Origin of the sequence: Ralstonia mojiangensis (assembly GCF_023955645.1) — a bacterium.
GTDB classification, from domain to species: Bacteria; Pseudomonadota; Gammaproteobacteria; order Burkholderiales; family Burkholderiaceae; genus Ralstonia; species Ralstonia mojiangensis.
On the sequence record NZ_JAMXHU010000005.1, the window covers coordinates 439,779 to 464,345 of the forward strand.

Genomic DNA, 24,567 nt, shown 5'->3' on the forward strand with positions numbered 1-24,567 from the left:
CTCAGTTGCGCGCCTCGGCCGCGTGCACCGCATCGAGAATCACCTTGGCCATATCCTGCGGCCGCGACTGCTGCGGGACGTGGCTCGTCGGCAGCGTCGTCACCTTGGCGCCAATCTTCCTGGCCATGGCACGCTCCAGATCCGGTTGAATCATCCGGTCGTGCGCGCTGACGATGAACCACGACGGCTTGCTCTGCCACGCCGCCACCGTGGTGCGCTCGGCAAATGCCGTCGCCTTGATGGGCCCTTGCGTGGCGGCCATCACGCGCGCCTGAGCAGCGGGCACATCCTGGGCAAAGTCGCTCGCCAGCGCTGCAGCGGGCAGTGAGAGATAACCGTTGGCGTCAGCGACGAGCTTGCCGATGCCCGGCGCAGGCGCGTAGTCCTTGCCCACCTCTTCCGTCGACTGGCCGACGTCCGGCGCAAACGCCGCCACATACACGAGGCCGGCAACCTTGCTGTCCGCACCGGCTTCGGTGATGACCGTGCCGCCCCATGAATGCCCCACCAGCACGACCTTGCCCCGCTGGTTGCCGATGGCGCGGCGCGTGGCGGCCACGTCATCGGCCAGTGAGTTCAGTCCGTTCTGCACTGCCTGCACCTTCACGCCCTTGGCCTGCAGCAGCGGAATCACCTTGGCCCAGTCGGACCCATCGGCAAAGGCGCCGTGCACGATCACGACGGAAGGTTGATCGGCATCGGCTGCCGTGGCGGCCAACAGGGGCGCACTGGCGGTCATGCCAAGTGCCAGCGCTGCGATGGAGACGGCTTTGCGGTTGAACATGTCGGGTCCTTGTTATCTGTTCGGTTCTCAGTGGGATGAGGTGTCCGCGAGGCTGCCGCTTCAGGCGTGTGCACCGTCGTAGTAAGGGTTCGCGCTGCGGGCGCCATCGGTGTAGATGTCGGTGGCGCGGGCGCCGTCTGTATAGACATCGGACGAACGCGCGCCCTCGGTGTAGGTGTCCACCGCGCTTTGCACGGCGCGGGCGCCTTCGGTGTACGGGTCGCGTGCACCGACGGATGAAGCGGCTTGCGCGCCGGCGGCGGCCACAGCGAGAGCAACAACAGCGAGGGTCTTGGGGAGATTGCGGGTCATGATCGTTTTCCTTTGAACGGTTGGTTTGGGATTGCGCGGCCTGCCGGTGCTTTGCGTTGCGTTGGCCCGGCGTCTTGGCCACGGAATGCATTTAAGTCGCCTGACGTATCCGGCACGTAGCGATGTGCTGCCCGTTTTGTCTGGGCATGTACCGGAGCTGCCGCCGGATACAAACGCATACAAAACCCCGTCCATCGATGCCCGTTGCTACAAAGCAATACAAATCGGCGGCATCGTGAAACCGACCGGATACATCGCAGGCGCCCAATGCTGGAAACGAGGTGAGCAAGACCCGGCCTCGTCATCCATCCTTGATCACTGGAGCCCTCATGCAACCGACCCGATTGACCGCAACGTTGCTCGTACTGGCAGGCGCCCTGGGCGCGCACAACGCATTTGCGCAAGCCGCAGGCCTGCATCGGACCGATCTCGTCCACCACGACCTGAGCGTGCCAAGCCGCGAAACCCTGCAAGTGCGCGTGGATTTTGATGAGCGTGCATTCGCCCCCGCGCATGTCCACCCCGGCGAGGAAATCGCCCACGTCCTGCAAGGCACGATCGAATACCGGCTGGATGGTCAGCCCCCCGTGACGCTGCAGACCGGCGATTCGTTGTTCATTCCGGCCGGCGTTGCGCACTCAGCAAGAAACGTTGGCAGCGGCAAGGCATCGGAACTGGCCACGTATGTCGTGAAGTCCGGTGAGCCGCTGGTCAAGCTCGTTCACTAATCCCCTGCCCCATCCACCCAAAAGAGAGAACTCCCATGTCGAACCCCGTCAACCTTCGCCGTCGCCGCCTTCTGGGCACCACCATCGCCAGCATTGGCGTGCTCGATCTCGGGCTGGCCGAACTTGTGCATGCACAACCGGCACCGTCCCCCAATGCAAGCGCGCTGCTGGCTGGCCAAGCCAACCCGTTCGGCACGCTGCAGCAGATCGATGCCGGCGTGCTCAACATCGGCTACGCAGACCTTGGACCGAAGAACGGCCCCGTGATGATCCTGCTGCACGGCTGGCCGTATGACATCTACAGCTATGCAGAGGTGGCGCCCGCGCTGGCGGCGGCAGGCTATCGCGTGCTGGTGCCGTATCTGCGCGGCTATGGATCGACGCGCATCCGCTCCGCAGACACGCCGCGCAACGGGCAGCAGGCCGCGCTGGCCGCCGACATCATCGCGTTCATGGACGCATTGAAGATCAAGCAGGCGCACTTTGGCGGATATGACTGGGGCGCGCGCACGGCGGACATCATCGCGGCGCTGTGGCCGGAGCGCTGCAAGACGCTGGTATCTGTCAGCGGCTACCTGATCGGCAGCCAGGAGGCGAACCGCAAGCCGTTGCCGCCGGCCGCGGAATTTGCGTGGTGGTACCAGTTCTATTTCACGACGGAGCGTGGCGCGCAGGGTTACGCCGCCAACTGTAAGGAATTCAACCGCCTGATCTGGAAGCTCGCGTCGCCCACGTGGAAGTTTGACGACGCCACGTACGACCGCAGCGCCACCGCATTCGACAACCCCGATCACGTCGCCGTCGTCATCCATAACTATCGATGGCGCCTGGGGCTGGCGCAGGGTGAATCGAAGTACGACGTGCTGGAACAGCGCCTGGCCACCGCGCCTGCCATCACGGTGCCCACCATCACCATGGAGGGCGATGCCAACGGCGCACCGCACCCGGAGCCGTCAGCCTATGCGAAGAAGTTCACGGGCAAGTACCAGCACCGGAACATCGGTGGCGGCATCGGGCACAACCTGCCGCAGGAAGCGCCGAAAGCGTTCGTACAGGCCATGCTGGACGTGGTGCACCTCTGAACCGGCTAGCCTGGCGGCGCTTCTGGCTCACAACGCCGACAGCAACCCTTGGGGTAACCCACGCGTCAGGGCCAGCAGCGTCATCACGGCCGGCATGGCCGCCGCGGCCATCACCGTCTGCGCGGCGGTGATGCCGGCCATGAGCGGCGCGTCACCGCCCAGTTGACGCGCCATGATGTACGACGAGGATGCCGTGGGCAGCGCCTGAAACAGCAGCGCCACGATCAACGCAGCATCGGTCAGGCCGAGCGCGTGGCCAAGAGCGAGCGTCAACACGGGCATGGCCAGGAACTTGATGACCGACGACACCAGCACCGGCTGCGCCCACGAACGCACGCCGCTGAAGTTGAGCGCAGCGCCCACGCACAGCAGACCCAGCGGCATGGACGCCACCCCGAGCGCACGCACCGCCGGCTCGATCGCCGCAGGCATCTGCAACCCCAGCGCCTGCATGGCAATGCCCAGCGAGCAAGCCACCACCGGCGGATTCGTCACGATCTGACGCACGAGCGCACGCCCACTCAGGCGCACCGAGCCATAGCGGGCGAAGACCAGCACGCACAACAGATTGACTGTCGGCACAATCGCCGCGTTGCAAACGGCAGCCAGCGCAATCCCCTTGGCACCGAAGATGCCTGTAGCCAGCGACACGCCTACGTAGTTGTTGAACCGCACCGCCCCCTGAAACACCGAGGTAAACGCGGCACCGTCCAGTTGCATCCACGGCCGGGCCAGCATTAGCGCAACTGCCACCAGCAATGTCGCGCCAATCAACGTCAGCACCAGCGGCAACACGGGCAAAGACTGCATGTGTGCCGTGGCCAGCCCATGCATGAACAACGCCGGTAACAGGACGTAGTAGCAGAGCCGCTCAGCCTGCGGCCAGAAGGTTTCGACGAGGAAGGCGGAGCGCTTGAGCCAATGGCCGAGCGCCACCAGAAGCGCAACCGGCGCGAGAGCGAGCAGGATTGCGGCGGTCATGGCCGTGCTCCTGCATCGTGGCGTGCCCGCAATGCGGGCGAGAGGCGGAGGAACGTGCGGAACGGCATGAGGTGCTCGGCGAAAAACAGGAACACCGTCAAGCTATCACGCAGTCACAGCAGCAATAATTGTTATTTATCTGGCGATCAATGAGAAATTCTCATTGCAGAAGCGACCACGGCATCGGTCAATGCCTGGGTAAAGCGCTGTGCAGTCCGCGATTGGTGTTCAAGCAGCACCACCGCGCGGTGCAATTGCGGTTGGCCAAACGCCAGCCGGGCGATGGGCGGCAATTGCGTCAGCTCGGAGTCGGATATCGCCACCACGGCGGCGCCCAATCCGCTTGCCACCATGCGCACGATCGTGTCCTTGTTGTCGAGCACCATTTCTTCGCGCACCCGCACGCCCAAGCGCCGCAGTTCCGAAGCGATCATGCGGCCGGCCCAGGCCTGCGCATCAAAGCGGATAAACGGCAGCTCGGTCAGCAGCGCACGCGCATCACGCTCGGCGTATTGCGCGGGAGCGAGCAGCCAGAAGCGGTCTTCATAGAGCGTCGACCACACCAGTTCCGCCGGATGCGGCCGCACGGGGTGCGACGTGATTGCGGCGTCCAGTTCGCCATCGGCTACACGCTGTGCAAGCTCGGCCGACATGCCGGCGGCCACGTGCACGCGCAGGCCCGGATGCGCCGTCCGCAGGGCCAGCAGCGCGTTGGGCAGCGGCCCCGATAGCGCGGTCTGGATGGCGCCGATGCGCAACCGCCCGACCAGCGCCCTCTCATCGCTCAGCGCGTCGGGAATGCGGTCATACAGTGCGAGGATCTGTTCGGCCTGGGCGAGCACGATGCGGCCTGCCTCTGTCAGCGCGGGCTCACGCCTTGAGCGGTCGAACAGGCGGACGTTGAACTCCTCTTCCAGCGATTTGACCTGCAGGCTGACAGCCGACTGCGTGAGCCCGATGGCCTCGCCGGCCCGCGCAAACGTGCGGTGGCGGGCAATGGCAACGAGCGTTCTCAAGGCGCGGAGAGACATGGCGGATACGAAGTTCGATCAGGTGCAGATAGCGCATCGTACCTCTGGCCACACCGGCCTGCCCTCCAGGGCAGTGAGACAACCCGCTTACGTCAGCATGGCAGCCAGCGCGGGAGGCAACCCGCGGTTTGGCTTGTGCGGCGGACGCGCAAAGCTGCCTTCCGCTGCGCCGTTCGGGGCAAGCGCAATCAGGCTCTCGCAATGGCGGATGGCGCTGGAGACGCCGTCCACCACCGGCACGGGAATGCGGTCCTTGAGTGTCCGGGCCAGCCCGGCAAGCGGTGCGCCGGCCACGATGATCACGTCGGCGCCGTCTTCACGCACCGCCTGCAGGCTGAGTTCCTCCAGCCGTGCCGCATGGTCCTCCTGCACGCTGCCGATGTCGCGCAGCGGCTGCTGCAACGAGCGCACGCTTGCCAGCCGCGACGACAGCCCATTGGCGGCTACGCACTCGCGGTACCACGCCTGGATACGGTTCGAAATGGCGATGATCGAAAAGCGCTGGCCGAGCAGGCAGGCGCTGGCCAGCGCCGCTTCGGTCATGCCGACCACCGGCACGTTGCACAGCTCCTTGATGCCAGCGAGGCCCGGGTCCCCAAACGCCGCGACAACCACGCCGTCGAATTGACCGTCATGTTCGGCAACGACGCACGCAGTGGCATAGCCGCCCACCAGGGCCTCGAAGCGCGTTTCGATATAGGCCACGCCAAATGGCGCCGTCGCCATCGTGAGCGTAGTGCCGGGTGACACGGAGCGACGCGCCTCGGCATGGATCAACTCCGTCACGCTCTCGGAGATATTGGGATTGACGACCAGAATACGCATGATGAAATTTTGAGAACCCAACCAAAACCGTCAAACCAGCGACGGCGCGCCCGCCGGCAGGAACTGCCCGCGCCCCGGTGCCGGTTCGAGGTACTTGCCGTTTTCGACCAGCATCTCGCCGCGCGAGAAGCAATGCACCGGCCAGCCGGTCACTTCGATGCCTTCATAGGGCGTGTAGTCGACTGCGTGATGCAACGCATCGTTGGTGATGCGCACGCGGCGCTCCGGATCCCACAGCGTGATGTCGGCATCGGCCCCGACGGCGATCGTGCCCTTGCGTGGGTACAAACCGTACAGCCGTGCCGGGCGATACGACGTCAGCTCCACAAACTGATGCAGCGACAGCTTGCCGCGCGCAACGCCATCAAACAGCAGCGGCAACCGCGTCTCGATACCGGGCACGCCGTTGGGAATATGGTCGAACGGTTGCGCCTGACCGCCAAGCTTCTTGCCTTCCGGGTCGTCATAGTTGAACGGCGCATGGTCGGAAGAGAACACGCTGAACACGCCCCCTGCAAGCGCGCGCCATACGGCCGCCTGGTTTTCAGGATCGCGCGGTGGTGGGCTGCAGACGCACTTGGCACCTTCGTAGCCATCGTCACCTTGCAGGCCCATGTCTTCGGCGGTCAGGTAGAGGTATTGCGGGCAGGTCTCGGCCAGGATCTGCAAGCCACGGCTTTGCGCCCAGCGAATCTGCTCGATGGCTTCCTTGCCGGAGACATGCACGATCAGGATCGGCACGTCCACCAGTTCGGCAAAGGTGATGGCACGGTGCGTGGCTTCACGCTCCACGGCAGCCGGGCGTGACAGGCCATGGAAGCGTGGCGAGATGCGGCCTTCGCCGACCAGCTTCTCGGTCAGCCAGGAAATGCAGTCGGCGTTTTCCGCATGCACCATCACGAGGGCGTTGTTCTGCTTGGCCACGTCCAGCACGTCGAGCATTTCGCGGTCGGACAGCTTCAGGTCGTCATAGGTCATGTAGACCTTGAACGAGGTGTAGCCCTGGCGAATCAGCTCCGGCAGTTCGTGCTTCAGCACGTCGGGCGTGGGATCGGCCACGATCAGATGAAAGCCATAATCGGCCACCGCGCGGCCCTCGGCGCGCCGGTGGTAATCGGCCACCGCCGCCTTGAGCGAGCCGCCCTTCTCCTGCGCGGCAAACGGGATCACCGTTGTCGTGCCGCCGCAGATGGCCGCACGCGTGCCGGTGAAGAAGTCGTCAGCCATGCGCATGCCATCGGGCATAGGCTGGTCGAGGTGGCAATGACCGTCGACGCCGCCCGGCAGCGCCAGCAGGCCGCTGGCATCCATCTCTCGCGCACCGCGCGGCAAGCCGTGGCCGAGCACGACGATGCGGCCATCGCGCACACCGATGTCGCAGCTAAAGCGGTCGGACGCGGTCACCACATCCGCATTGCGGATCACCAGGTCGAGTTCCGTGGACATGCTTAGCGCTCCTTCATTCCGTTAAGCGACGTCCGAGAACAGGCGGCCCCACCCGCGCAGTTCGCGCGTGTCGACGCCCGCCAGCCGCAGCGATTTCCACACGACGGTCGAGATGGTGTCGTACACGGGAATGCCCGTTTCCGCTTCCAGCGCTTCAACCAGGTGGGCAGCGCGCAGGTTGGTGCAGAACGTGGTGATGGCGGCCGGCTTTTGCTGCGCAACGTCGCGCACCAGGGTGCGGATGGTGTCTTCTTCCACGTCGGCAAAGCTGTGGTTGACGTGCAAGTCCAGATGGCGCTCAGCCACGCACTTGAAACCGTGGCGCGCGTAGTTCTGCACGATGCGCTGCTGCACGTCATCCAGATACGGCGTAACGAGCGCGAAATCGCGTGCGCCGGTTTTCGCCAGGATCTCGTTGAGCGCCAACACTGACGTGGTGGCCGGAATGCCAGTGGCTTCCGTGATCTGGCGGCACAGCGCCTCGTCTTTCTCAAAGCCGAGCCAGCCGGACGACGTGCCGTTCCAGGCAATCACGTCGACGTGCGCGTCGGCCAGCAACTTGGCGGCGTTCAGGATCTTCTCCAGATCGAACTGCCCAAGCGCCTGGTCGCGCAGCGAAATTTCCGTCACGGTAAAGCGCGAGAAATGCGCGCTCACATTGGGCAGGCCGCTCACCATGGCGCTGGTAATGGGTTCCAGCGCCGTGTTGGACGATGGCGTGAGCATGCCGAGCTTGATGCGTTTTGTCATGGGAGTCTTCTTCGTGGTTTGCGCGCCCCGGTGCTCGCGAGTGTGAGCACCGGGGCCGGCTTGTTATGTTGATGAGTACGGTTGCAGCTTGTCGTCAAGAGTCGGAAGCAAACGCCGCGCCGCGGTGCGCGAGTGGCGTTGGCTTACGTTGGTTCATCGCAGCTCAGACCGGCAGCTTCTTGCTGTAGTCGATCAGCAGCGTCGAGCAGATGAAGAGGCCCGCGCCGGCGGCGGCAAACAGCATCAGCGCCATGTCGTACGAACCGGTCGTCTGCACGATCAGGCCGACGATGATCGGCATGCCGACCCCGGCGAAGTTGCCGCCCAGATTCATCGTGCCGCCCAGGAAACCCACACGCTTGCGCGTTCCCAGGATCGACGGAATGCACCAGAACAGGCCGCACCAGCGCAGGAAGAACAGCGTGGTCGACAACAGTGCCACCACAACGGCCGGCTCCTTGAAGCGCGCCACCGTGTAGATGGCGATCGTGGCCAGTACCGAAGCGATGCCGAACAGCGTGCGCAGCACCCGGGCTCGCGATGCCCCGGTGGCGATCCATTTGTCCGCAATCCAGCCGCCCACCATCTCGCCCACAAAGCCGGAGAAGAACATGGTGAACACGGCGCCGCCCATCTCCTTGATGTCCAGCCCGTGCACCTTCGACAGATAGGTCGGCATCCAGGTCAGGAGACCGTAGAACAATGCGTTGAAGCACATCCAGCCGAAGAACATGCCCCACACCGAGCGGTACTTGAAGAAGTCCAGCACGTTGCCGCTGACAGCGGCGGGCTCGGCAGCCTGGTCGGCCGCGTGCGCCTCTTCAATGTAGGAGGCTTCAGCATCATTGACGGACGGATGCTCGCGCGGGTGGTTGCGGATGTACCACCACGAAAAGAGGCCCGCCACCATCGTCCCGATACCGGCCACCACGAACGACGTGCGCCACGAATCAAATTCGGCGATCAGCCCAGCGATGATGAGCGCGCCCAGTGCCGCGCCCAGCGGCGCGCCGCCGTCGAGCAGCGTGGCACCGCGACCGCGTTCGTTCTGCGTCATCCAGATGGCGTTGAGCTTACCGCCGGCGGGGTAGATGGGCGCCTCGGCCGCACCCAGGCCAAGCCGCGTGACGAGCAGCGGAACCCAACCGGTACACACAGCCGCAATGGATTGGAAGAAACCCCAGCCCAGCGTGGCCCCGGCAATCACCACACGTGGCCCAAAGCGGTCTGCCAGCATGCCGCCCGGAATCTGCATGAGCGCGTACGTCAGAAAGAACGAACTCAGCAGTAAGCCTTGCACCGCCGGGCCGATGTTGAATTCCTTCGCGATCAACGGCATCGCGACTGACAACGATGCGCGGTCGACGTAGTTGATGGAAATCAGCATCAACATCATCAAGAAAATCTTCCAGCGCACAGAGCTCTTCGTCTCCGTTAACGCCATGGCCGGGGCCGGGCTTGCGGTTTCCATTACGCGTGTCTCCTGGTAGCTCCGGAAGTCGTTTCGGAAAACGGGCTTGGGGGCCGGGCTTGACGCCGATCCTCCCCCAACTCCGCCCACCGAAACGACCTCCTGAGTCGATTTGATTGGTTTGTGTTGCGCAACGTGGCCGAGTATAGGATACGTAATCTGTAATTACAATATCCGTAAGTTGTTGATTTTATTGATTACAAAAAGCACAATCTCGGTGTGTGATAGCCTTTTGTGGTGCATCTTCCCCATTCTGGTGACGTCTGTGACCCAACCGCTGCATCAATCCTCTCGCCTGCGAACGCTCGGCATGTCGGCCGAAATTGCCTCGCGCCTGCGCACCCTCATCGAAGAAGGCGAATTGCCGCCCGGCGCCCGCATCGACGAGCGTGCTTTCTGTGAAATGTTTGATGTCTCGAAGACGCCGCTGCGTGAGGCGCTCAAGGTGCTGGTGGCCGAGGGGCTGGTGCTGCATCGGCAGTACATCGGCTACCGCGTCGCCCCGCTCGATCTGGATGAACTGCGCGCCACCTTCGAAACGCTGCATGGGCTGGAATTCACGGCTGGAGAACTGGCGGCGGCGCGGCTGTCCGAGGTGGCTCTGGCGCGCCTGGAACGCAAGCACCAGGCAATGCTTGAAGCGCATGCGGCGGGCAGGCGCACCGAGTACTTCCGCATCAACCAGGAAATTCACCAGCTCATCATTGATGGCACGGCCAACCCAGTGCTGGCCGGCATTTACGCGACGTTGATGAGCAAGGTGCACCGCGCGCGCGGCGCGGCCAACGCCGACACGCTGCGCTGGCAGGAATCGCACGAAGAACACGAAGCCATCATGGCCGCCCTTCGCGAGCCCGGCCGCCCGCGCCTGGCAGAAGTGCTGCGCCTGCACTCGGAGAACACAGCCAAGGAAGTGCTGAGCGTCGTGGCAAGCAGCCTGGCCGAGGCCGGACGCCCGACCCGATCGACCAAGGAAGCCCCCAAGAAAGGCGCGCAATGAAGCTCGTACGCGTGGGGGCGCCCGGCGCAGAGCGCCCGGGCCTGATCGATATGCAAGGCCGCGTGCGCGACCTGTCAGGCGTGGTCAGCGAACTGGGTCCGCAGCAGTTGTCCGATGCCGCGCTCGCACAACTCGCAGGCGTCGACATCGCCGCCTTGCCCGTGCTGCCGGATACCCGTTTTGGTGTGCCGTGGACCGGCATCGGCAAGATCATCGCGATCGGCCTGAACTATGCCGACCATGCCGCCGAAGCCGGCTTGCCGCCTCCTGCTGAGCCCATCCTCTTTCTTAAAGCCAACAGCGCATTGAACGGCCCCAACGATGCCGTCATGCTGCCGCGCGGCTCTGAAAAGACCGACTGGGAGGTTGAACTCGGTGTAGTGATCGGCAAGACGGCGAGCGATGTTTCCCGCGAAGAAGCGCTCTCGCACGTTGCCGGCTATTGCGTGGTGAACGATGTGTCGGAACGCGAGTTCCAGCTTGAGCGCGGCGGCACGTGGGACAAGGGCAAGGGCTGCGACACCTTCTGCCCCGTCGGCCCGTGGCTGGTCACGCGTGACGAAGTGCCCGACCCGCAGGCGCTTGGCCTGTGGCTCGACGTCAATGGCAAACGTGCGCAGCGGGGCAACACGGCGACCATGGTGTTTGGCGTGGCGCATCTGGTGAGCTACGTCAGCCGCTTCATGACGCTGCACCCAGGCGACCTGATTTGCACCGGCACGCCGCCCGGCGTCGGCATGGGAGCCAAGCCCCCGCGCTATCTCAAGGCCGGTGACACCATGCGCCTGGGCATCGACGGCCTTGGCGTGCAGACACAGACGGTCGCCGCCTACACCAAAGCCTAGACAGACATGCGGCGCGGCGCGCTCAGCGCTGTGCCGCCACCAGCTTGCGCATCGCGTCCACCAGCTTCGGATCAACCGCGCCCAGCGTATTGGTGCGCGCGGTGATGCGCCCTTCTGCGTCCAGCAGCAGGATCGTGCTTGAGTGGTTGAAGTCGCCATCTGCCAGGCGCCGGTATTGCACGCCCAGCAGCGCGGCCACCTCGCGCGTGCCGCTGGCGTTTGCGCGGGCGACTTGCCAGCGGTCGTCGGCGCCATGCGCGTTGGCCGTCTTCTTGAGCGACGCAACGGAATCGCGCTCCGGATCGACCGTCACCATCAGCACCCGCACGCCGTCGTGCGCGGGCTTACCGCCCTTGGCCAGCGTCGCGCGAATGGTCTCGAAGATCATCGGGCAGACCATCTGGCACGATGAATAGAACATGCTCACGAGTACCGGCTCGCCGCGCAGGTCTGCCAGATGAAAGACGCGGCCGTTCTGGTCGGTCAACGCCACGTCAGATTGATACAGCGAGCCCGAAGCGACGGGCCCGGCGGCAAGCGCGCCTGCGGCGGCCCCCGCCAGCACACATGCCACGAAGGCACGGCAAAGTTGCTTAAGAAGCGTCATGGACGTTCTCCATTGATGGATCGGGCGCAGCGAAAGCCAAGGCTTCCCGTGGCATCGGCGCCTTCGAGTGAAGACAGCAACGCCACGCGCATCAACACGGCGTAACTGTCGCGGCGGACGATGCTGATGGCACCGGCGCCGCAAAACTTCTGCTTGTCGGGGTCGCCCTGCGTGCGGCTGTCCCCGGCGATGAAGAGTGCGTTGAAATCGTCGACCCATTCCCAGATCAGGCCGTGCAGATCGCGCACGCCATGGACATCCGCTGGACCGCCAACGGGCGGCAACACACGCGTGGCGGGCCGTTCGTACCAGCCAAGAATGCGTTGCGCCCATTGCGGGTCGTCGCGGGCGTCTGCACGTGTGGCGTCGGCCGCAGCGGCGGATTCCCACTCAAGCCAGGTCGGCAGGCGCGCCCCTTCGCTTTCGCAATAGGCACGGGCCGCAAACCAGCTCACGCCAGTCACCGGCGCTTGCGGCGAGGCTTGCGCATCGGCGTGCGTCGCGTCGGCCCAGTCGGCAAGGTAGGCCTTGCCGGCAAAGACCTGCGGCACACGGCCACGCTGCCAGGCCTCGTGACGTTGTACGAAAGTCTGGAACTCGCCGATGGTGACCGGCGTGGTGCGCAACTCAAACGGCTCGATGCGCACCCGCTGCGGCTGCCCCGGTGCGTTCTGGGGCAGCACGCTGTCGAAATCGCCGCCGGGCAACCGCACATAGGTGGCGCCCTGTGCGGCGGCGCCAGCCAGCGCCATCAACATGGCTGCAAGGTGCAAGGTCAGGCGGCCCATGGTCGTGCGGATCCGGTCAATGTTCGGCCACGGCCTTGGCGGGCGCCGGCTGGGCACGCACCTTCTTCACGTCTTCCGCGCTCACGCGGCCACCGGGGTTGTCCCAGCTGTTGAGCACGTAGGTCAGGATGTTGGCGACCTCGTCGTCATTGAGCTGCGTCATCGGCGGCATGACGGAGTCGTATTCCTGCCCGTTGACCTTGATCTTGCCGTTCAGCCCATGCAGCACGATGTTCATGGCGCGCTTCGGATCTGCTGCCAGGAAATCCGACTTGGCCAGCGGCGGGAACACGCCCGGCAACCCGGCGCCATTGCCCTGGTGGCACACCGAGCAGGTACCCGCAAACAGCGCGCGGCCGGCCTGCACCTGATCCTGCACGGTCAGCGTGCCGCTCACCGAGGCCTGCGTCGCCTTGGTGACGGCGGTCATATTGGGAGCAGCACGATCGCCCAGGTACACCGAATCCAGCTCCTTGCCGGAATAGACGAGCTTGTTCTCCGGGCCATCCACCTTGAGGATCGCCATGGCGCCCTTATTGAAGGCTCGGAAGATCGAGTGGTCGACCAGCACATAGCTGCCAGGCACGCGCGCGGTGAACTTCACAACCGCTGCGCCACCCGCCGGGATCAACGTGGTCTGCACGTTCTTCTGCACGTTGGTGCCGCCCTCGTAGCGCACCTGGTCGAAGATGGCACCAATTACGTGGAAGCTGGAGACAAGATTGGGCCCGCCGTTGCCAACGAAGATGCGCACCGTTTCACCCACCTTGGCGTGCAGCGCCTTGTCACCGGTGAGCGCACCTTCGGCACCGTTGAACAACACGTAGCTCGGACGTTCGTCAATGGCCTTTTCCATGTCGAACGGCTGCAGGCCCTTCTCGCGGTACTTGCCAGCCGTGTAGAAATCGCCCTGCATGACGTAGTACTCGTGATCCACCTTGGGCAGGCCTTCGGGCGGCTCAACGAGGATCAGGCCGTACATGCCGTTGGCGATATGCATGCCCACGGGCGCGGTGGCGCAGTGGTAGACGTAGACGCCCTCGTTAAGCGCCTTGAAGGTGAACTGCGATTCGTGGCCCGGTGCGGTGAAGCTCGATGCTGCGCCGCCGCCCGGACCGGTCACGCCGTGCAGGTCGATGTTGTGCGGCATCTTGCTGCTCGGGTGGTTCTTGAGGTGGAACTCCACCGTGTCGCCCTGCCGCACGCGGATGAAACTGCCAGGAACGGTGCCGCCGAACGTCCAGAAGGTGTAGCTGACGCCTTCAGAGATCTGCATTTCCTTCTCGACTACTTCCAGCTCCACGATGACCTTGGCTGGATAGTTCCGGTGGACCGGCGGTGGCACAAGCGGCGGACTCGTGAGGACGGCGTGGATCGGCTCGCCACGTGGCGGGCCAAAGTCACCCGGCAACTTGGCAGTGGCGGCGCGGGCTGCCGTGCCCGCAAGCACTGCGCCCAGCACTACAGAAATCAAGCCCGCGCGCATCAGGCTGCGGACGGTGTGAAGACGGCTCATTTTTTCTCCCGTGTATCGGTCTGGTGTCGTCCGCTCCACGTTAGGCCCCGACTGCCAGTAGGGCTTTGATACAGCGCAAACGAAAACCGGCCCCGACCGGCACATCTGCCCCGCCGCATGCCGGGCAAGCCCAGTCGTGTCGTGATTTGCCGCTTCAAGATACCCATAAAACAAGCATCTGATATACATCAATAACGCCGGAGATTCTGCTCACTAATATAGTTGCATCCTTAATGCATCTTTTTGATGCGACACCCACAGAGGGAATCCCCATGACACAGTCCGCCTCCACCATCCAGCTCGACCTCCGCGTGCTGGCGCCGCGCGAGCGCCATCCGCTGATCTTCTCCGCCTTCGGGGAACTCGGCATCGGCCAGAGCCTGGAGCTGATCAACGATCACGATCCGCGCCCGCTGCAGTCGCAGTTTCAAGTGGAGCGCCCGGGCCAGTTTTCCTGGGACTACCTTGAGCGCGGCCCCGGCACGTGGCGCGTTGCCATCACCAAGGTGGCGTCTGCCGCCAGCGCTGGCCACTGCTGCGGTGGTTGCGGTGGCGGCGCCTGAATTTCCGATTGCATCCTGCAAGGAACCTTGTCATGAAAAACAACCAAAGGCTGTGGCGGTGGCTCGGCCTGATCTTCATCCTGTCGTTCGGGGCATTGGGCTATCTGGGCCGGCAGATCTATCTGGCAGCGCCGCCGATCCCGCATGCCGTCGTCACCTCTGTGGGCGAGGTGCTCTTTACCGGCGAACAAATCCAGCGCGGCCAGGAAGCCTGGCTGGCAGCCGGCGGCCAGCAGCTTGGCACCGTCTGGGGCCACGGCAGCTACGTTGCGCCTGACTGGTCTGCCGATTGGCTTCACCGTGAAGCCACAGCGTTGCAAGCCATTCGCGCGCATCAGCAGTTCGATACCGATGCACCGTTGACGACCGTGCAGCAAGCTGCCGTCGACGCCAGCGTGACGGAGGAAATGCGCCGCAATACGTACGACGCAAATCACGACATCCTGACCGTGTCGCGTGAGCGCGCAGAGGCCATCCGCGGCGTGGCGCAGCACTTCGAGGCCCTGTTCGGCACCGATCCGTCGCTCGCAACGCTGCGTGATCAATACGCCATGGCCACCGGCGTGCTGCCGGAGTCGGCCGATCGCGAAGCCCTGGCTGCGTTCTCCTTCTGGACGTCGTGGGCCGCCGCTGCCGACCGCCCGGGCGAGACCGACATCTCGTACACGAGCAACTGGCCGCATGAACCCCTGGTTGGCAACACCATGACCGGCGGTGCCGCCATGTGGTCGATGGTCAGCATCGTGCTGCTGCTCGGCGGTATTGCCGCCATGCTGTGGCTGCACGGCAGCAGCAAGCACGAAGAGGAGGCTGCGCCGCTGCCGGCCGATCCGTTCCTCAACGTGGTTGCCACGCCGTCGATGAAGGCCACGCGCAAGTACTTCTTTGCCGTGATCGGCCTGATGCTGGTGCAGATCGGCATGGGCGCCATCACCGCTCACTATGCGGTGGAAGGTGAATCGTTCTTCGGGATTCCGCTGGCGCAGGTGCTGCCGTATGTGATCAGCCGCACCGTGCACACGCAGCTTGGCGTGCTGTGGATTGCCACGGCGTGGCTGGCCACGGGCCTGTACATTGCGCCGCTGCTGTCGGGGCGTGAACCGAAGTTCCAGAAGCTCGGCGTTGATGTGCTGTTCTGGGCGCTGATCTTTATCGTGGTGGGTTCCATCGCCACCGGTTGGCTTGGCACGCTGCAACATCGCGGTGCGGACTTCGGCTTCTGGGTCGGTAACCAGGGGCTGGAATACACCAGCATGGGTCGCGTGTGGCAAATCTTGCTGTTCGTCGGCCTGCTGTTCTGGGTCGTGCTGCTGGGCCGCGCGCTGTGGCCGGCTCTGAAGACGCCGTCGGAATCGCGCGGGCTGATCGCCATGGTGTTCCTGTCGGCCACATGCATCGGCGGGTTCTATTCGACGTCGCTGGTGTGGGGCCAACACACGCACTATTCGATGATCGAATACTGGCGCTGGTGGCTCGTCCACCTGTGGGTCGAGGGCTTCTTTGAAGTGTTCGCCACCGCCGTCATCGCGCTCATCTTCACGCGCCTGGGCCTGATTCGCGCCAGCAGCGCCAACCGCGCCATCGTGGCAGAGACGATCGTGTTCCTGTTTGGCGGCATCCTGGGCACGCTGCATCACCTGTACTTCACGGGCACCCCGACCTCGATCATCTCGGTGGGTGCGGTGTTCTCTGCGCTGGAAGTGGTGCCGCTTACGCTGATCGGGCTGGAAGCGCTGCAGAACTATCGCCGCACGCAAGGCACGCCCTGGCTCAACGCCTACAAGTGGCCCGTGCTGTGCTTCGTGGCCGTGGGCTTCTGGAACACCGTCGGCGCGGGTCTGCTCGGCTTCGCCATCAACCCGCCGGCTTCGCTGTACTACGTGCAGGGTCTGAACATGACGGCCGCCCACGGGCACGCTGCGCTGTTCGGGGTGTACGGCATGCTCGGTATCGGCCTGATGCTGTTCTGCCTGCGCGGCCTGTATGCGCGCAGCCTGCATGCCGATCGCCTGCTCAAGCCCGCGTTCTGGGGCCTGAACATCGGCTTGGCAATGATGGTGTTCATGTCGCTGCTGCCGGCCGGTATCTACCAGGCCTGGGCCAGCGTCACCAAGGGCATGTGGTACGCCCGTTCGCCGGAGGTGGTGCACTCGAAAGTGATGGAAACGCTGGTCTGGCTGCGTGTGCCGGGTGACATCGTGTTTGCTATCGGTGCGCTTGTGCTGGCTTGGTATGCGCTGCGGCTGCTGCGCCGTCCGAAGGCACAACAGACCGAGCCGCTGCCGGCTTCGGCTCGCGCCACGCGTTAATTCTTAACCCAGCAGTTCTCTCAAAAACCCGCAGGGCCCGTGTCGATTCGACCGGGCCCTGCGGGTTTTCCTGTAATGCCGGCCGCTCCCAAGCTCCCTACAATGACGAGTCATATAGATGAATAGTTGACCACTTCCGATACCCCATGCCCGCCGATCTCCGCCTGCCCCGCTATCAGCAATTGCGCGACGATCTGGCCGCGCAGATCGCCCAGCAGCATTGGCGCCCGGGCGACGCCATCCCGACCGAAGCCGAGCTTGCCAAGACGTACAACGTGGCAGTCGGCACCGTCCGCAAAGCGGTCGACGTATTGGTGGCCGAAGGGCTGCTCGAACGCTTCCAGGGCCGTGGCACCTTCGTGCGGCGTGCCAGCTTTGCCAGTTCCTTGTTTCGCTTTTTCCGCTTCCAGAGTGAAAGCGGCGAGCGACGCATTCCTGAGAGCCGCATCCTCAAGCGCGACGTGCTCGATGCGCCGTCGGCACCGGCTGCGGGCCTGCAGATAGAAACCGGCTCACCGGTCATTCGACTGACTCGGCTGCGCCTGCTGGATGGCGCGCCAATGCTCGCTGAAGAAATCTGGTTGCCGTACGACCGTTTTGCGCCGCTCGCCACGCTGGAACTCGACGCGTTTGGCGACCTGCTGTATCCGCTGTACGAATCCCACTGCGGCCAGATCATTGCGAGCGCCGAAGAAACGCTCACCGCCGAGGCCGTCAACGCAACGTATGCGCGGCTCTTGCGCATCCAGCCCGGCGATCCGGTGATGGTGATCGAACGCGTTGCGCGCGGCTACGACCGGGTGCCGCTCGAATGGCGGCGCTCGCGCGGCGCGGCGGCGCACTTCCGGTACCACGTGGATATTCGGTAACGCCCCACACGCTGCCACCCATACCGACAAAACACACACAGGAGACAACATCATGCAGGCCAACTCATCGACGGCCCCACCGCTGCTGGACGTGCGCGGCGTCACGCTGCAGTACAAGACACGCCAGCATCTGGTGACGGCCACCTACCGCGTCGACTTTCAGGTCTACCCCGGCGAGCGCTACATCCTGCTGGGCCCATCGGGCTGCGGTAAATCGACCTTGCTCAAAGCCATCGGCGGCTACCTCACGCCCACCGAGGGCGAGATCCGCCTGAAGGGCCAGCCCGTGACCAAGCCTGGCCCGGATCGCATGATGGTGTTCCAGGAGTTCGACCAGCTCCTGCCGTGGAAGACCGTGAAAGAGAACGTGCTGTTCCCGCTGCTCTCCACGGGCAAGCTGGGCGCGCGTGAAGCCGAAGAACGCGCGCTGCACTACATCAACAAAGTCAACCTCACCAAGTTTGCCGACCATCACCCGCACATGCTGTCGGGCGGGATGAAGCAACGCGTGGCCATTGCGCGCGGCATGGCGATGGAGCCCGACGTGCTGCTGATGGACGAGCCCTTCGCCGCGCTCGACGCACTTACGCGCCGCAAGATGCAAGACGAGTTGCTGCAGCTGTGGGATGAAACGCGCTTCACCGTGCTGTTTGTCACGCACTCGATTCCGGAGGCGATCCGCTGCGGCAGCCGCATCCTGATTCTCTCGCCGCATCCCGGCCAGGTGCGTGCCGAACTACCGAGCCTCGCGCGCGGTGATGATGACCCTGAGCGCTTTAAGGCCCTCGAAGCCGAGATCCACGACATGCTGTTCGCCCGCACGGTGGAGGAAACCCATGCAGACTGAAACCCTTTCCATGCCGGCTACCACCGACATCAGCAACCGCGCGCCCGTCTACAGCACGCCCGTGGCGTTCGAGCGCATCGGCGTGGTGGAAAAACCGCTCTCCATTGCTGAACGCCTGTACGAGCAGGCGTGGCTGCGCAAGCTCGTCATCCTCGTCGTGCTCGCACTCGTGTGGGAAGGCGGTGCGCGCTGGCTCGACAACCCGCTGCTGCTGCCGACCTTCTCCGATACCGTGCAGGCACTGTGGGCAGGGTTGGCCAGCGGCACACTGTTTGCTCGCATCGGCACGTCGATGCAAACACTGCTGGCAGGCTACGTGCTCGGCTTGGCGTTGTCTTGCGCGCTGGTCGTGCTCGGCATCAGCAATCGGCTCGGGCAGGACTTTCTGGAAACGCTCACCGCCATGTTCAACCCGCTGCCGGCCATCGCCCTGCTGCCAATCGCGCTGGTGTGGTTCGGCCTGGGCAACGGCAGCCTGATCTTCGTGATCGTGCATTCGGTGGTGTGGGCGGTGTCGCTCAACACGCATGCCGGTTTCCTGTCGGTATCGAACACGCTGCGCATGGTAGGCCGCAACTACGGGCTTTCGGGCATGGGGTATCTGACCAAGATCCTGATCCCGGCGGCGTTCCCATCCATCCTCACGGGCCTGAAGATCGGCTGGGCATTTGCATGGCGCACGTTGATTGCATCCGAACTCGTATTTGGCGTGAGTTCCGGCCAGGGCGGTCTCGGCTGGTACATCTACGAGAACAAGAACCAACTGCAGATTCCCGAAGTGTTCGCCGGCCTGCTGACGGTGATCATCATCGGTCTGCTGGTAGAGAACTTGGTGTTCCGCACGCTGGAGGCACGCACCGTCAAACGCTGGGGCATGCAGAACTGAACATGGGCGCAACGCAAGCGCCCAGACGGTTTGGCCGTACTCTGCCCTATGCGGCGCCTTGAATTTTTGTGAGCGGGCGGAAAAAAGAAGGAGGCCTGTTTGAGCGATGCGAGTTTGCCTCCTTCTCCGCACGACGGTCACGGAAATTCAAGGAGTCTTTCGTCGCATCGGGCGCGCCTTTCTTTGCTTACTTTCTTTGGCAAGACAAAGAAAGTGAGTCGGCCCCAGCAGGGGACGAAACACCAGATGCACCACCAACAGACATAAAAATCGACAGCAACAAGGAGACACAAGATGCAGCAACCCCGCCGCAACATCCTCCGTTTCACCATGGCCGCCACGCTGGCCACATCCCTCTTCGGCGGCGCTGTCAGCACCGCGCATGCTGAAGCCAGCGAAGTCCGTATCTCCCACGGCTACGGCATCCTCTACCTGCCCATCATGGTGATGGCCAGCGAACACCTGCTGGAGAAGCAAGCCAAGGCCGCAGGACTGGGCGACGTCAAAGTCAGCTATCGCATCCTGGACGGCGGCAACGTCATCAACGACGCGATGCTTTCGGGCGCGTTGGACATCGCCTCGCTGGGCGTCCCGGGCTTCCTCACGCTGTGGGACAAGACGCGCGGCAGCGCGATGGAAGTGCGCGGGCTCTCGTCGCTAAGCTCCTCGTCGATGTACCTGATGACGCGTAACCCGAACGTGAAGACGCTGGCGGATTTCTCCGACAAGGACCGCATTGCCGTGCCGGGTATCAAGACCTCGCTGCCGGCGGTGGTGCTGCAGATGGCCGCCGCCAAGACGTTTGGCGACAAGCAGTTCAACAAGCTTGACCCGATCACCGTGCCGCTGCCGCACCCTGACGCCACCGCCGTCATGCTGGCCGGCGGCAGCCAGATCAACAGCCACATGGCCTCGCCACCCTTCTCGTACACCGAGGCCGCCGCGCCCGGCCTGCACCGCGTGTTCAACACGGTCGATGTGCTGGGCAACATCACGCTGGACATGACCTACACCAGCAAGAAGTTCTACGAGGCCAACCCGAAGCTGTCGGCGGCCTTCGTGGCGGCGCTGGATGAAGCCAACGCCCTCATCGCCAAGGACAAGACCAAAGCTGCGCAGATCTACATTGCGCAATCGAAGGTGAAGAGTTCGCCGGAAGAAGTGAAGAAGATCCTGGACGATCCGGATTCGCGCTTCACGACCACGCCCGTGGGCGTCGCACACTATGCTGAATTCATGCAGCGCGTGGGCACGCTCAAGAACAAGCCCGCGTCGTGGAAGGATGTTTTCTTCCCGACGGTGCAGAACCGGCAGGGTTCGTAACGCAAAACGCCTGAGCACAACGAGCAGCACGCAGCATCCGCACGGAGGCATTTCATGGCACTACGCATCGTCCGGCTCGGCGAGCCGCGCCACCCCGACGAAGGCTTGCGCATCGGCACCGTGCGGCGCCCGCCACGCGGCGTGCCCAAGGAAGAATTCGCCAGCCGCGATTTCTACGACGTCTGGATGCCGCTGCTCTCTCCCACGCCCGAACTCGTCAAGCAGGCGCAGGCCGCACAGACCGCGCACGACAAGGATCAGCAAAACAAGGGCTGGCAAACCTTCGTGCGCAACTTCCGCACCGAAATGCGCGACGGCGATGCGGCACGATTGCTCGACATGCTGGCCGCGCTATCGCACCAGACCAACCTGTCGGTCGGCTGCTATTGCGAGGACGAGGCGCATTGCCATCGGTCAGTGCTGCGCGAGTTGTTGAGGGAACGTGGGGCAAAGGTGGCTCCGTGAACAAGCACGCCACTTATACAAGGAAGACCATGACCAGCCTGCCCCGAACGCTTCGTCACCGCACCGCATCAGCCCTTCTGCTCGCACTGGCAATGACCAGCGCGCAGACAGTCATGGCGCAAACTGCGCCCGCCGTGCTCCAGCCAGCCGATGCACACCACATCGTCGCCACGCTATCGGCCACGGGGGTGCAAATCTACGTTTGCAAGCGCGACGGCGACAAGCCCCTGGCGTGGGCCTTCAAGGCGCCACTGGCGGAGCTTTACGATGCCAGCGGCAAGCTCGTCATCAAACACGGTGCGGGCCCAAGCTGGGAAGCCCCAGACGGCAGCAAGATCACAGGAAAAGTCTTGCAGCAAGCGCCAAACACCTCGGAAGCCGGTGCCATTCCGCTGCTGCTGTTGCAAGCCACCAATGTTGGCGGCGCGGGCTTGTTGAGCAGTGTGCGCTACGTGCAGCGGCTGCAGACCCACGGCGGCATCGCACCCGCACAACCTTGTACGGAAGAAGGCCAGGAAGGCCGCAGCCCGTACCTTGCGCAATACGTCTTCCTCGACTGACGCGCCGCTGCCAGCGGTTGGTGCCCCTACCCCATACGGGGGACGACGCGCTTCCTTGGCGACCCTATAACGAAGAGACGCGCGACCGGTGGTTCACCGCGTCGCGCCGTCGTCATTCGTCATTCCAGGAGCACCACCATGGGCCGCCGCTACATCGATTGCCGCGCCTTCCCCAGCGAGACCAACTGCTCGGTCGCCATCAGCGCCGACAGCGATGCCGAACTGCTGGAGGCGGCTGTGCAGCATGCCGTTTCCGTGCACAAGCACACCGATTCCCCCGAGTTGCGGGCGCAACTGCAGACCCTTTTCCAGGACGGCACCCCTGCCGTGGCGCCACCAAAGATGGCCGCTGCCTGATCAAAATGCGGCCGCTCCTACCGACGCGCCGACAGTGCCAGCATCAGCCGCACCACATCGCACTGGCTGTGCGTGTTGGTCTTGCGATAGACGTGCTTGAGGTGCGTGCGCACCGTGTCGAGTGAAATGCCCAGCGTGCGGGCAATACAGGCTGGGTCGGAGCCGCTTGCGAGCAGATCGGCCACATCGGCTTCGCGGCGCGTCAGGTGGAATGCATCGGTCAACCACAGGCTGGCCGGCTGCGCGGGCGAGATGCCCGCGCGCGCGGCAACGCGTTGCCAGCACAACGGCAGCGCTTGCGCAAAGTGCGGCAGCAAGGCTTGTGGTGCCGCACCGTGCCGCATGGGTTGCGGCACGCCCGACTTGCAGTAATCGAGCCACACCGCGCCGCGCACTTCGGCATCGGCCACAGACCACGAATCGACGCCATCACCGCGCACTGCATGCAGCAGCATGTCAGCCGCGCGTGCGCCACGCGATGCCACCCAGTGCCACCTTCTATCGACGCGCCACCGGATCATTGCCGCAGCATGGTCTGCGCCGCACGCGTCGCGCAGCACGTTCATCACGCCCACGGCATCGCCTGCGCAGGCCGCTACGTAGCAGTGGCGCAGCACGGTTGCCGAGGCATGAGGTGACGTGGTCAGAAGACGCGGCATAAGGCAATACGGGCGCAGCGGCTTGCGACCGCTGCGCCCGTCTGGAAAGGGACTTCATTATAGGAAGCGCGTCACCTCCTGCACTGCTCCTTTTGCCCTAGGCCAGCCCGCGCCTCAGGCCAGCGCGCGACGCGACATCCAGCGTGCGCGCAGATGGTCGTACGCGAGGTTGAAGAAAAACGTGTACGGCAAGAAGAACAGCATGATGCCGATGTCGATGACGAAGGCCTCCCACAGGCTGACGTTCAGCCACCACGCGCCCAGGGGCACCAGCATCACGACCAGCCCGCCCTCGAACAAGCATGCATGCACCACCCGCACCATCAACGTGCGCGACAACTTGTAGCGGTGCTCCACCCGCTCGAAGATCGCGTTGAAGACCATGTTCCATGCCATCGCCACGCCGGCAAACATGAGGGTCAATGCGCCCATGTGGGCAAGCGGCACGTCCATGATCCAACTGAACAGCGGTGCGCAGATGATGGTGGCGAGCAACTCAAAGCTCAGCGCGTGAAACACACGCTCGACAGGGGTTTTGGCTGGGACTTGCATGGCAGTGACTCCGATGAATGGGCGTCATTTTCATCGGTGGAAACCAGTTTTTCCAGTTCGATAGCATCGGCTTTTCCGATATATTGAGCGGATCCATCTGCCCTGGAGCGATCTATGCGCCACTCTCCTGAAGCTCTGCATGCCTTTGCCGAAGCCGCCACGCTGGGCTCGTTCTCGGCGGCGGCGCGCAAGCTGGGCAAGCGGCAATCGACGGTGAGCGAGGCGATCGGCAATCTGGAGATCGACCTGGGCCTGACGCTGTTCGATCGAAGCACGCGACAGCCGACGCTGACCGAAGCGGGCCGGGCGATGCTCACTCAGGTGCGCCGCGTGCTCGAAGCCAGCGAGCGGATGGACCGGCTGGCCGCGCAGATGGCCGGTGGCCTGGAGGCGCGCTTGACGCTGGTGGTGTCCGATACATACCAGTCCGATCGCTACGAACAGACGCTCGCGCTGCTCGAACAGCGCTTTCCGGAGCTGGAACTCGAATGCCTGATTGCTGAGTACGAAGACGTGCTCGACATCATCCAGCAGGGCCGCGCGCAGTTGGGCCTGGTGGCTACGCAGCCTGCGTATCCGCCCGACATTGGCGCCGCAACCATCGCCGAGCAATCGGAGATCGGTCTGTTCGTCGGGCGCCAGCACCCGCTCGCGCAATATGGGGACGAAGAAGTACCGCACACGGTACTGCGCGACACGCGGGAGCTGCGGCTGAACACGTTCGTTGACCCGATCGGGCCGCGGGCGGAAACAACGCCCGTGCGCGGCCTGCGCAGGTGGTCTGCGCCGAGCTATCTGATGCTGCTGGAAATGGCCGTGCTGGGTTTCGGTTGGACGGAACTGCCGCGCTGGCTGGTTGACCATTTCGCGGCAGATCGGCTGCACGAAGTGCACGCACGCGGATGGCCGCGCCATGTGCCCGTAGACGCAGTGTGGTCGCGCAAGCGCACGCTGGGCCACGCCGGCGCCTGGCTGCTGGAGACGATGCTGGCCGGTACGGTCAAGGCCTGA

27 protein-coding genes are annotated in these 24,567 nt (G+C 64.0%); 14 read left to right on the forward strand and 13 right to left on the reverse strand.

The annotated features are described in order from the left end of the window. Nucleotide 1 precedes the first annotated feature (1 nt). Nucleotides 2-784 carry an alpha/beta fold hydrolase gene (locus tag NG898_RS22435; RefSeq protein ID WP_420803714.1) on the reverse strand — a complete coding sequence of 261 codons (783 nt, stop codon included), beginning with the start codon at nt 782-784 and terminating at the stop codon, nt 2-4. 60 nt (nt 785-844) lie between these two features. Further along, nucleotides 845-1,096, reverse strand: coding sequence for a hydroxyquinol 1,2-dioxygenase (locus NG898_RS22440; RefSeq protein ID WP_252694494.1), 252 nt, complete (start codon nt 1,094-1,096; stop codon nt 845-847). A 329-nt stretch (nt 1,097-1,425) separates the two neighbouring features. Between NG898_RS22440 and NG898_RS22445 the strand changes: the two genes are divergently transcribed. Beyond that, a complete protein-coding gene (locus NG898_RS22445; protein WP_252694495.1) occupies nt 1,426-1,824 on the forward strand; it encodes a cupin domain-containing protein in 399 nt (132 codons plus the stop codon). A gap of 35 nt (nt 1,825-1,859) precedes the next feature. Next, nucleotides 1,860-2,906, forward strand: a complete 1,047-nt coding sequence (locus tag NG898_RS22450) for an alpha/beta fold hydrolase (RefSeq protein WP_252694496.1) — start codon at nt 1,860-1,862, stop codon at nt 2,904-2,906. 27 nt (nt 2,907-2,933) lie between these two features. On the opposite strand, the gene NG898_RS22455 is transcribed toward NG898_RS22450, so the two are convergent. The 6 genes from NG898_RS22455 to NG898_RS22480 form a co-directional block, all read right to left on the reverse strand. Then, on the reverse strand, nt 2,934-3,887 hold the full coding sequence (locus NG898_RS22455; protein ID WP_252694497.1) for an AEC family transporter: 954 nt from the start codon (nt 3,885-3,887) through the stop codon (nt 2,934-2,936). Nucleotides 3,888-4,033: 146 nt separating this feature from the next. Next, nucleotides 4,034-4,918: a LysR family transcriptional regulator gene (locus tag NG898_RS22460; RefSeq protein WP_232039964.1), complete on the reverse strand. Its 885-nt coding sequence runs from the start codon at nt 4,916-4,918 to the stop codon at nt 4,034-4,036. Between the two features lie 87 nt (nt 4,919-5,005). Then, nucleotides 5,006-5,743: an aspartate/glutamate racemase family protein gene (locus NG898_RS22465; protein WP_092972234.1), complete on the reverse strand. Its 738-nt coding sequence runs from the start codon at nt 5,741-5,743 to the stop codon at nt 5,006-5,008. 30 nt (nt 5,744-5,773) lie between these two features. Beyond that, on the reverse strand, nt 5,774-7,189 hold the full coding sequence (hydA, locus tag NG898_RS22470; protein ID WP_252694498.1) for a dihydropyrimidinase: 1,416 nt from the start codon (nt 7,187-7,189) through the stop codon (nt 5,774-5,776). Nucleotides 7,190-7,210: 21 nt separating this feature from the next. After that, nucleotides 7,211-7,939, reverse strand: a complete 729-nt coding sequence (locus tag NG898_RS22475) for a maleate cis-trans isomerase family protein (protein WP_024978375.1) — start codon at nt 7,937-7,939, stop codon at nt 7,211-7,213. Nucleotides 7,940-8,102: 163 nt separating this feature from the next. Then, nucleotides 8,103-9,410 (reverse strand): MFS transporter, encoded by a 1,308-nt coding sequence (locus NG898_RS22480; protein ID WP_252694499.1) that lies wholly within the window; start codon nt 9,408-9,410, stop codon nt 8,103-8,105. Nucleotides 9,411-9,627: 217 nt separating this feature from the next. Between NG898_RS22480 and NG898_RS22485 the strand changes: the two genes are divergently transcribed. After that, nucleotides 9,628-10,410 (forward strand): GntR family transcriptional regulator, encoded by a 783-nt coding sequence (locus NG898_RS22485; protein WP_252694500.1) that lies wholly within the window; start codon nt 9,628-9,630, stop codon nt 10,408-10,410. Then, nucleotides 10,407-11,255 (forward strand): fumarylacetoacetate hydrolase family protein, encoded by an 849-nt coding sequence (locus NG898_RS22490; protein ID WP_252694501.1) that lies wholly within the window; start codon nt 10,407-10,409, stop codon nt 11,253-11,255. Before NG898_RS22485 ends, NG898_RS22490 begins: the two co-directional genes overlap by 4 nt. 22 nt (nt 11,256-11,277) lie before the next feature. Here the strand turns inward: NG898_RS22490 and NG898_RS22495 are convergent, their stop codons facing one another. From NG898_RS22495 to nirK, 3 genes are read right to left on the reverse strand one after another with little or no spacing between them, the layout of a single operon-like run. Continuing rightward, complete coding sequence (locus tag NG898_RS22495) at nt 11,278-11,862, reverse strand: SCO family protein (RefSeq protein WP_252694502.1); 585 nt, start codon at nt 11,860-11,862, stop codon at nt 11,278-11,280. After that, nucleotides 11,859-12,650 carry a formylglycine-generating enzyme family protein gene (locus tag NG898_RS22500; protein WP_392397943.1) on the reverse strand — a complete coding sequence of 264 codons (792 nt, stop codon included), beginning with the start codon at nt 12,648-12,650 and terminating at the stop codon, nt 11,859-11,861. The genes NG898_RS22495 and NG898_RS22500 overlap by 4 nt, the downstream gene beginning before the upstream one ends. A gap of 16 nt (nt 12,651-12,666) precedes the next feature. Continuing rightward, on the reverse strand, nt 12,667-14,166 hold the full coding sequence (gene nirK, locus NG898_RS22505) for a copper-containing nitrite reductase (RefSeq protein ID WP_252694503.1): 1,500 nt from the start codon (nt 14,164-14,166) through the stop codon (nt 12,667-12,669). A gap of 272 nt (nt 14,167-14,438) precedes the next feature. Here nirK and NG898_RS22510 point away from each other — a divergent pair, with 272 nt between their 5' ends. The 9 genes from NG898_RS22510 (at nt 14,439) to NG898_RS22550 (ending at nt 22,345) form a co-directional block, all read left to right on the forward strand. Beyond that, nucleotides 14,439-14,729: a DUF2249 domain-containing protein gene (locus NG898_RS22510; protein ID WP_004627827.1), complete on the forward strand. Its 291-nt coding sequence runs from the start codon at nt 14,439-14,441 to the stop codon at nt 14,727-14,729. Nucleotides 14,730-14,761: 32 nt separating this feature from the next. Further along, a complete protein-coding gene (locus NG898_RS22515) occupies nt 14,762-17,038 on the forward strand; it encodes a nitric-oxide reductase large subunit (protein WP_252694504.1) in 2,277 nt (758 codons plus the stop codon). Nucleotides 17,039-17,184: 146 nt separating this feature from the next. Further along, complete coding sequence (locus tag NG898_RS22520) at nt 17,185-17,907, forward strand: GntR family transcriptional regulator (RefSeq protein ID WP_024978366.1); 723 nt, start codon at nt 17,185-17,187, stop codon at nt 17,905-17,907. Nucleotides 17,908-17,959: 52 nt separating this feature from the next. Next, nucleotides 17,960-18,754 (forward strand): ABC transporter ATP-binding protein, encoded by a 795-nt coding sequence (locus tag NG898_RS22525; RefSeq protein WP_232039974.1) that lies wholly within the window; start codon nt 17,960-17,962, stop codon nt 18,752-18,754. Next, nucleotides 18,744-19,640 (forward strand): ABC transporter permease, encoded by an 897-nt coding sequence (locus NG898_RS22530; protein ID WP_252694505.1) that lies wholly within the window; start codon nt 18,744-18,746, stop codon nt 19,638-19,640. Before NG898_RS22525 ends, NG898_RS22530 begins: the two co-directional genes overlap by 11 nt. A gap of 294 nt (nt 19,641-19,934) precedes the next feature. Continuing rightward, nucleotides 19,935-20,963 (forward strand): ABC transporter substrate-binding protein, encoded by a 1,029-nt coding sequence (locus NG898_RS22535; protein ID WP_252694506.1) that lies wholly within the window; start codon nt 19,935-19,937, stop codon nt 20,961-20,963. 54 nt (nt 20,964-21,017) lie between these two features. Then, nucleotides 21,018-21,428, forward strand: a complete 411-nt coding sequence (locus NG898_RS22540) for a DUF488 domain-containing protein (RefSeq protein WP_252694507.1) — start codon at nt 21,018-21,020, stop codon at nt 21,426-21,428. Between the two features lie 29 nt (nt 21,429-21,457). Further along, nucleotides 21,458-21,988, forward strand: a complete 531-nt coding sequence (locus NG898_RS22545; RefSeq protein ID WP_420803715.1) for a DUF3455 domain-containing protein — start codon at nt 21,458-21,460, stop codon at nt 21,986-21,988. Nucleotides 21,989-22,126: 138 nt separating this feature from the next. Continuing rightward, on the forward strand, nt 22,127-22,345 hold the full coding sequence (locus NG898_RS22550) for a DUF1059 domain-containing protein (protein ID WP_024978360.1): 219 nt from the start codon (nt 22,127-22,129) through the stop codon (nt 22,343-22,345). A gap of 17 nt (nt 22,346-22,362) precedes the next feature. Here the strand turns inward: NG898_RS22550 and NG898_RS22555 are convergent, their stop codons facing one another. Continuing rightward, entirely contained in the window at nt 22,363-23,004 is a 642-nt protein-coding gene (locus NG898_RS22555; RefSeq protein ID WP_252694509.1) for a helix-turn-helix transcriptional regulator, read from the reverse strand. 114 nt (nt 23,005-23,118) lie between these two features. Continuing rightward, nucleotides 23,119-23,556: a multidrug/biocide efflux PACE transporter gene (locus NG898_RS22560; RefSeq protein ID WP_252694510.1), complete on the reverse strand. Its 438-nt coding sequence runs from the start codon at nt 23,554-23,556 to the stop codon at nt 23,119-23,121. A gap of 114 nt (nt 23,557-23,670) precedes the next feature. On the opposite strand from NG898_RS22560, the gene NG898_RS22565 reads away from it, so the two are divergent. Continuing rightward, nucleotides 23,671-24,567 carry a LysR family transcriptional regulator gene (locus NG898_RS22565; protein ID WP_252694511.1) on the forward strand — a complete coding sequence of 299 codons (897 nt, stop codon included), beginning with the start codon at nt 23,671-23,673 and terminating at the stop codon, nt 24,565-24,567.

Excerpts from the sequence above, each read along its gene's own strand:
- NG898_RS22435 (WP_420803714.1), bottom strand. The coding sequence starts at position 784 with ATGTTCAACCGCAAAGCCGTCTCCATCGCAGCGCTGGCACTTGGCATG.
- NG898_RS22440 (WP_252694494.1), bottom strand. The coding sequence starts at position 1,096 with ATGACCCGCAATCTCCCCAAGACCCTCGCTGTTGTTGCTCTCGCTGTG.
- NG898_RS22445 (WP_252694495.1), top strand. The coding sequence starts at position 1,426 with ATGCAACCGACCCGATTGACCGCAACGTTGCTCGTACTGGCAGGCGCC.
- NG898_RS22450 (WP_252694496.1), top strand. The coding sequence starts at position 1,860 with ATGTCGAACCCCGTCAACCTTCGCCGTCGCCGCCTTCTGGGCACCACC.
- NG898_RS22455 (WP_252694497.1), bottom strand. The coding sequence starts at position 3,887 with ATGACCGCCGCAATCCTGCTCGCTCTCGCGCCGGTTGCGCTTCTGGTG.
- NG898_RS22460 (WP_232039964.1), bottom strand. The coding sequence starts at position 4,918 with ATGTCTCTCCGCGCCTTGAGAACGCTCGTTGCCATTGCCCGCCACCGC.
- NG898_RS22465 (WP_092972234.1), bottom strand. The coding sequence starts at position 5,743 with ATGCGTATTCTGGTCGTCAATCCCAATATCTCCGAGAGCGTGACGGAG.
- hydA (WP_252694498.1), bottom strand. The coding sequence starts at position 7,189 with ATGTCCACGGAACTCGACCTGGTGATCCGCAATGCGGATGTGGTGACC.
- NG898_RS22475 (WP_024978375.1), bottom strand. The coding sequence starts at position 7,939 with ATGACAAAACGCATCAAGCTCGGCATGCTCACGCCATCGTCCAACACG.
- NG898_RS22480 (WP_252694499.1), bottom strand. The coding sequence starts at position 9,410 with ATGGAAACCGCAAGCCCGGCCCCGGCCATGGCGTTAACGGAGACGAAG.
- NG898_RS22490 (WP_252694501.1), top strand. The coding sequence starts at position 10,407 with ATGAAGCTCGTACGCGTGGGGGCGCCCGGCGCAGAGCGCCCGGGCCTG.
- NG898_RS22495 (WP_252694502.1), bottom strand. The coding sequence starts at position 11,862 with ATGACGCTTCTTAAGCAACTTTGCCGTGCCTTCGTGGCATGTGTGCTG.
- NG898_RS22500 (WP_392397943.1), bottom strand. The coding sequence starts at position 12,650 with ATGGGCCGCCTGACCTTGCACCTTGCAGCCATGTTGATGGCGCTGGCT.
- nirK (WP_252694503.1), bottom strand. The coding sequence starts at position 14,166 with ATGAGCCGTCTTCACACCGTCCGCAGCCTGATGCGCGCGGGCTTGATT.
- NG898_RS22510 (WP_004627827.1), top strand. The coding sequence starts at position 14,439 with ATGACACAGTCCGCCTCCACCATCCAGCTCGACCTCCGCGTGCTGGCG.
- NG898_RS22515 (WP_252694504.1), top strand. The coding sequence starts at position 14,762 with ATGAAAAACAACCAAAGGCTGTGGCGGTGGCTCGGCCTGATCTTCATC.
- NG898_RS22520 (WP_024978366.1), top strand. The coding sequence starts at position 17,185 with ATGCCCGCCGATCTCCGCCTGCCCCGCTATCAGCAATTGCGCGACGAT.
- NG898_RS22525 (WP_232039974.1), top strand. The coding sequence starts at position 17,960 with ATGCAGGCCAACTCATCGACGGCCCCACCGCTGCTGGACGTGCGCGGC.
- NG898_RS22530 (WP_252694505.1), top strand. The coding sequence starts at position 18,744 with ATGCAGACTGAAACCCTTTCCATGCCGGCTACCACCGACATCAGCAAC.
- NG898_RS22535 (WP_252694506.1), top strand. The coding sequence starts at position 19,935 with ATGCAGCAACCCCGCCGCAACATCCTCCGTTTCACCATGGCCGCCACG.
- NG898_RS22540 (WP_252694507.1), top strand. The coding sequence starts at position 21,018 with ATGGCACTACGCATCGTCCGGCTCGGCGAGCCGCGCCACCCCGACGAA.
- NG898_RS22545 (WP_420803715.1), top strand. The coding sequence starts at position 21,458 with ATGACCAGCCTGCCCCGAACGCTTCGTCACCGCACCGCATCAGCCCTT.
- NG898_RS22550 (WP_024978360.1), top strand. The coding sequence starts at position 22,127 with ATGGGCCGCCGCTACATCGATTGCCGCGCCTTCCCCAGCGAGACCAAC.
- NG898_RS22555 (WP_252694509.1), bottom strand. The coding sequence starts at position 23,004 with ATGCCGCGTCTTCTGACCACGTCACCTCATGCCTCGGCAACCGTGCTG.
- NG898_RS22560 (WP_252694510.1), bottom strand. The coding sequence starts at position 23,556 with ATGCAAGTCCCAGCCAAAACCCCTGTCGAGCGTGTGTTTCACGCGCTG.
- NG898_RS22565 (WP_252694511.1), top strand. The coding sequence starts at position 23,671 with ATGCGCCACTCTCCTGAAGCTCTGCATGCCTTTGCCGAAGCCGCCACG.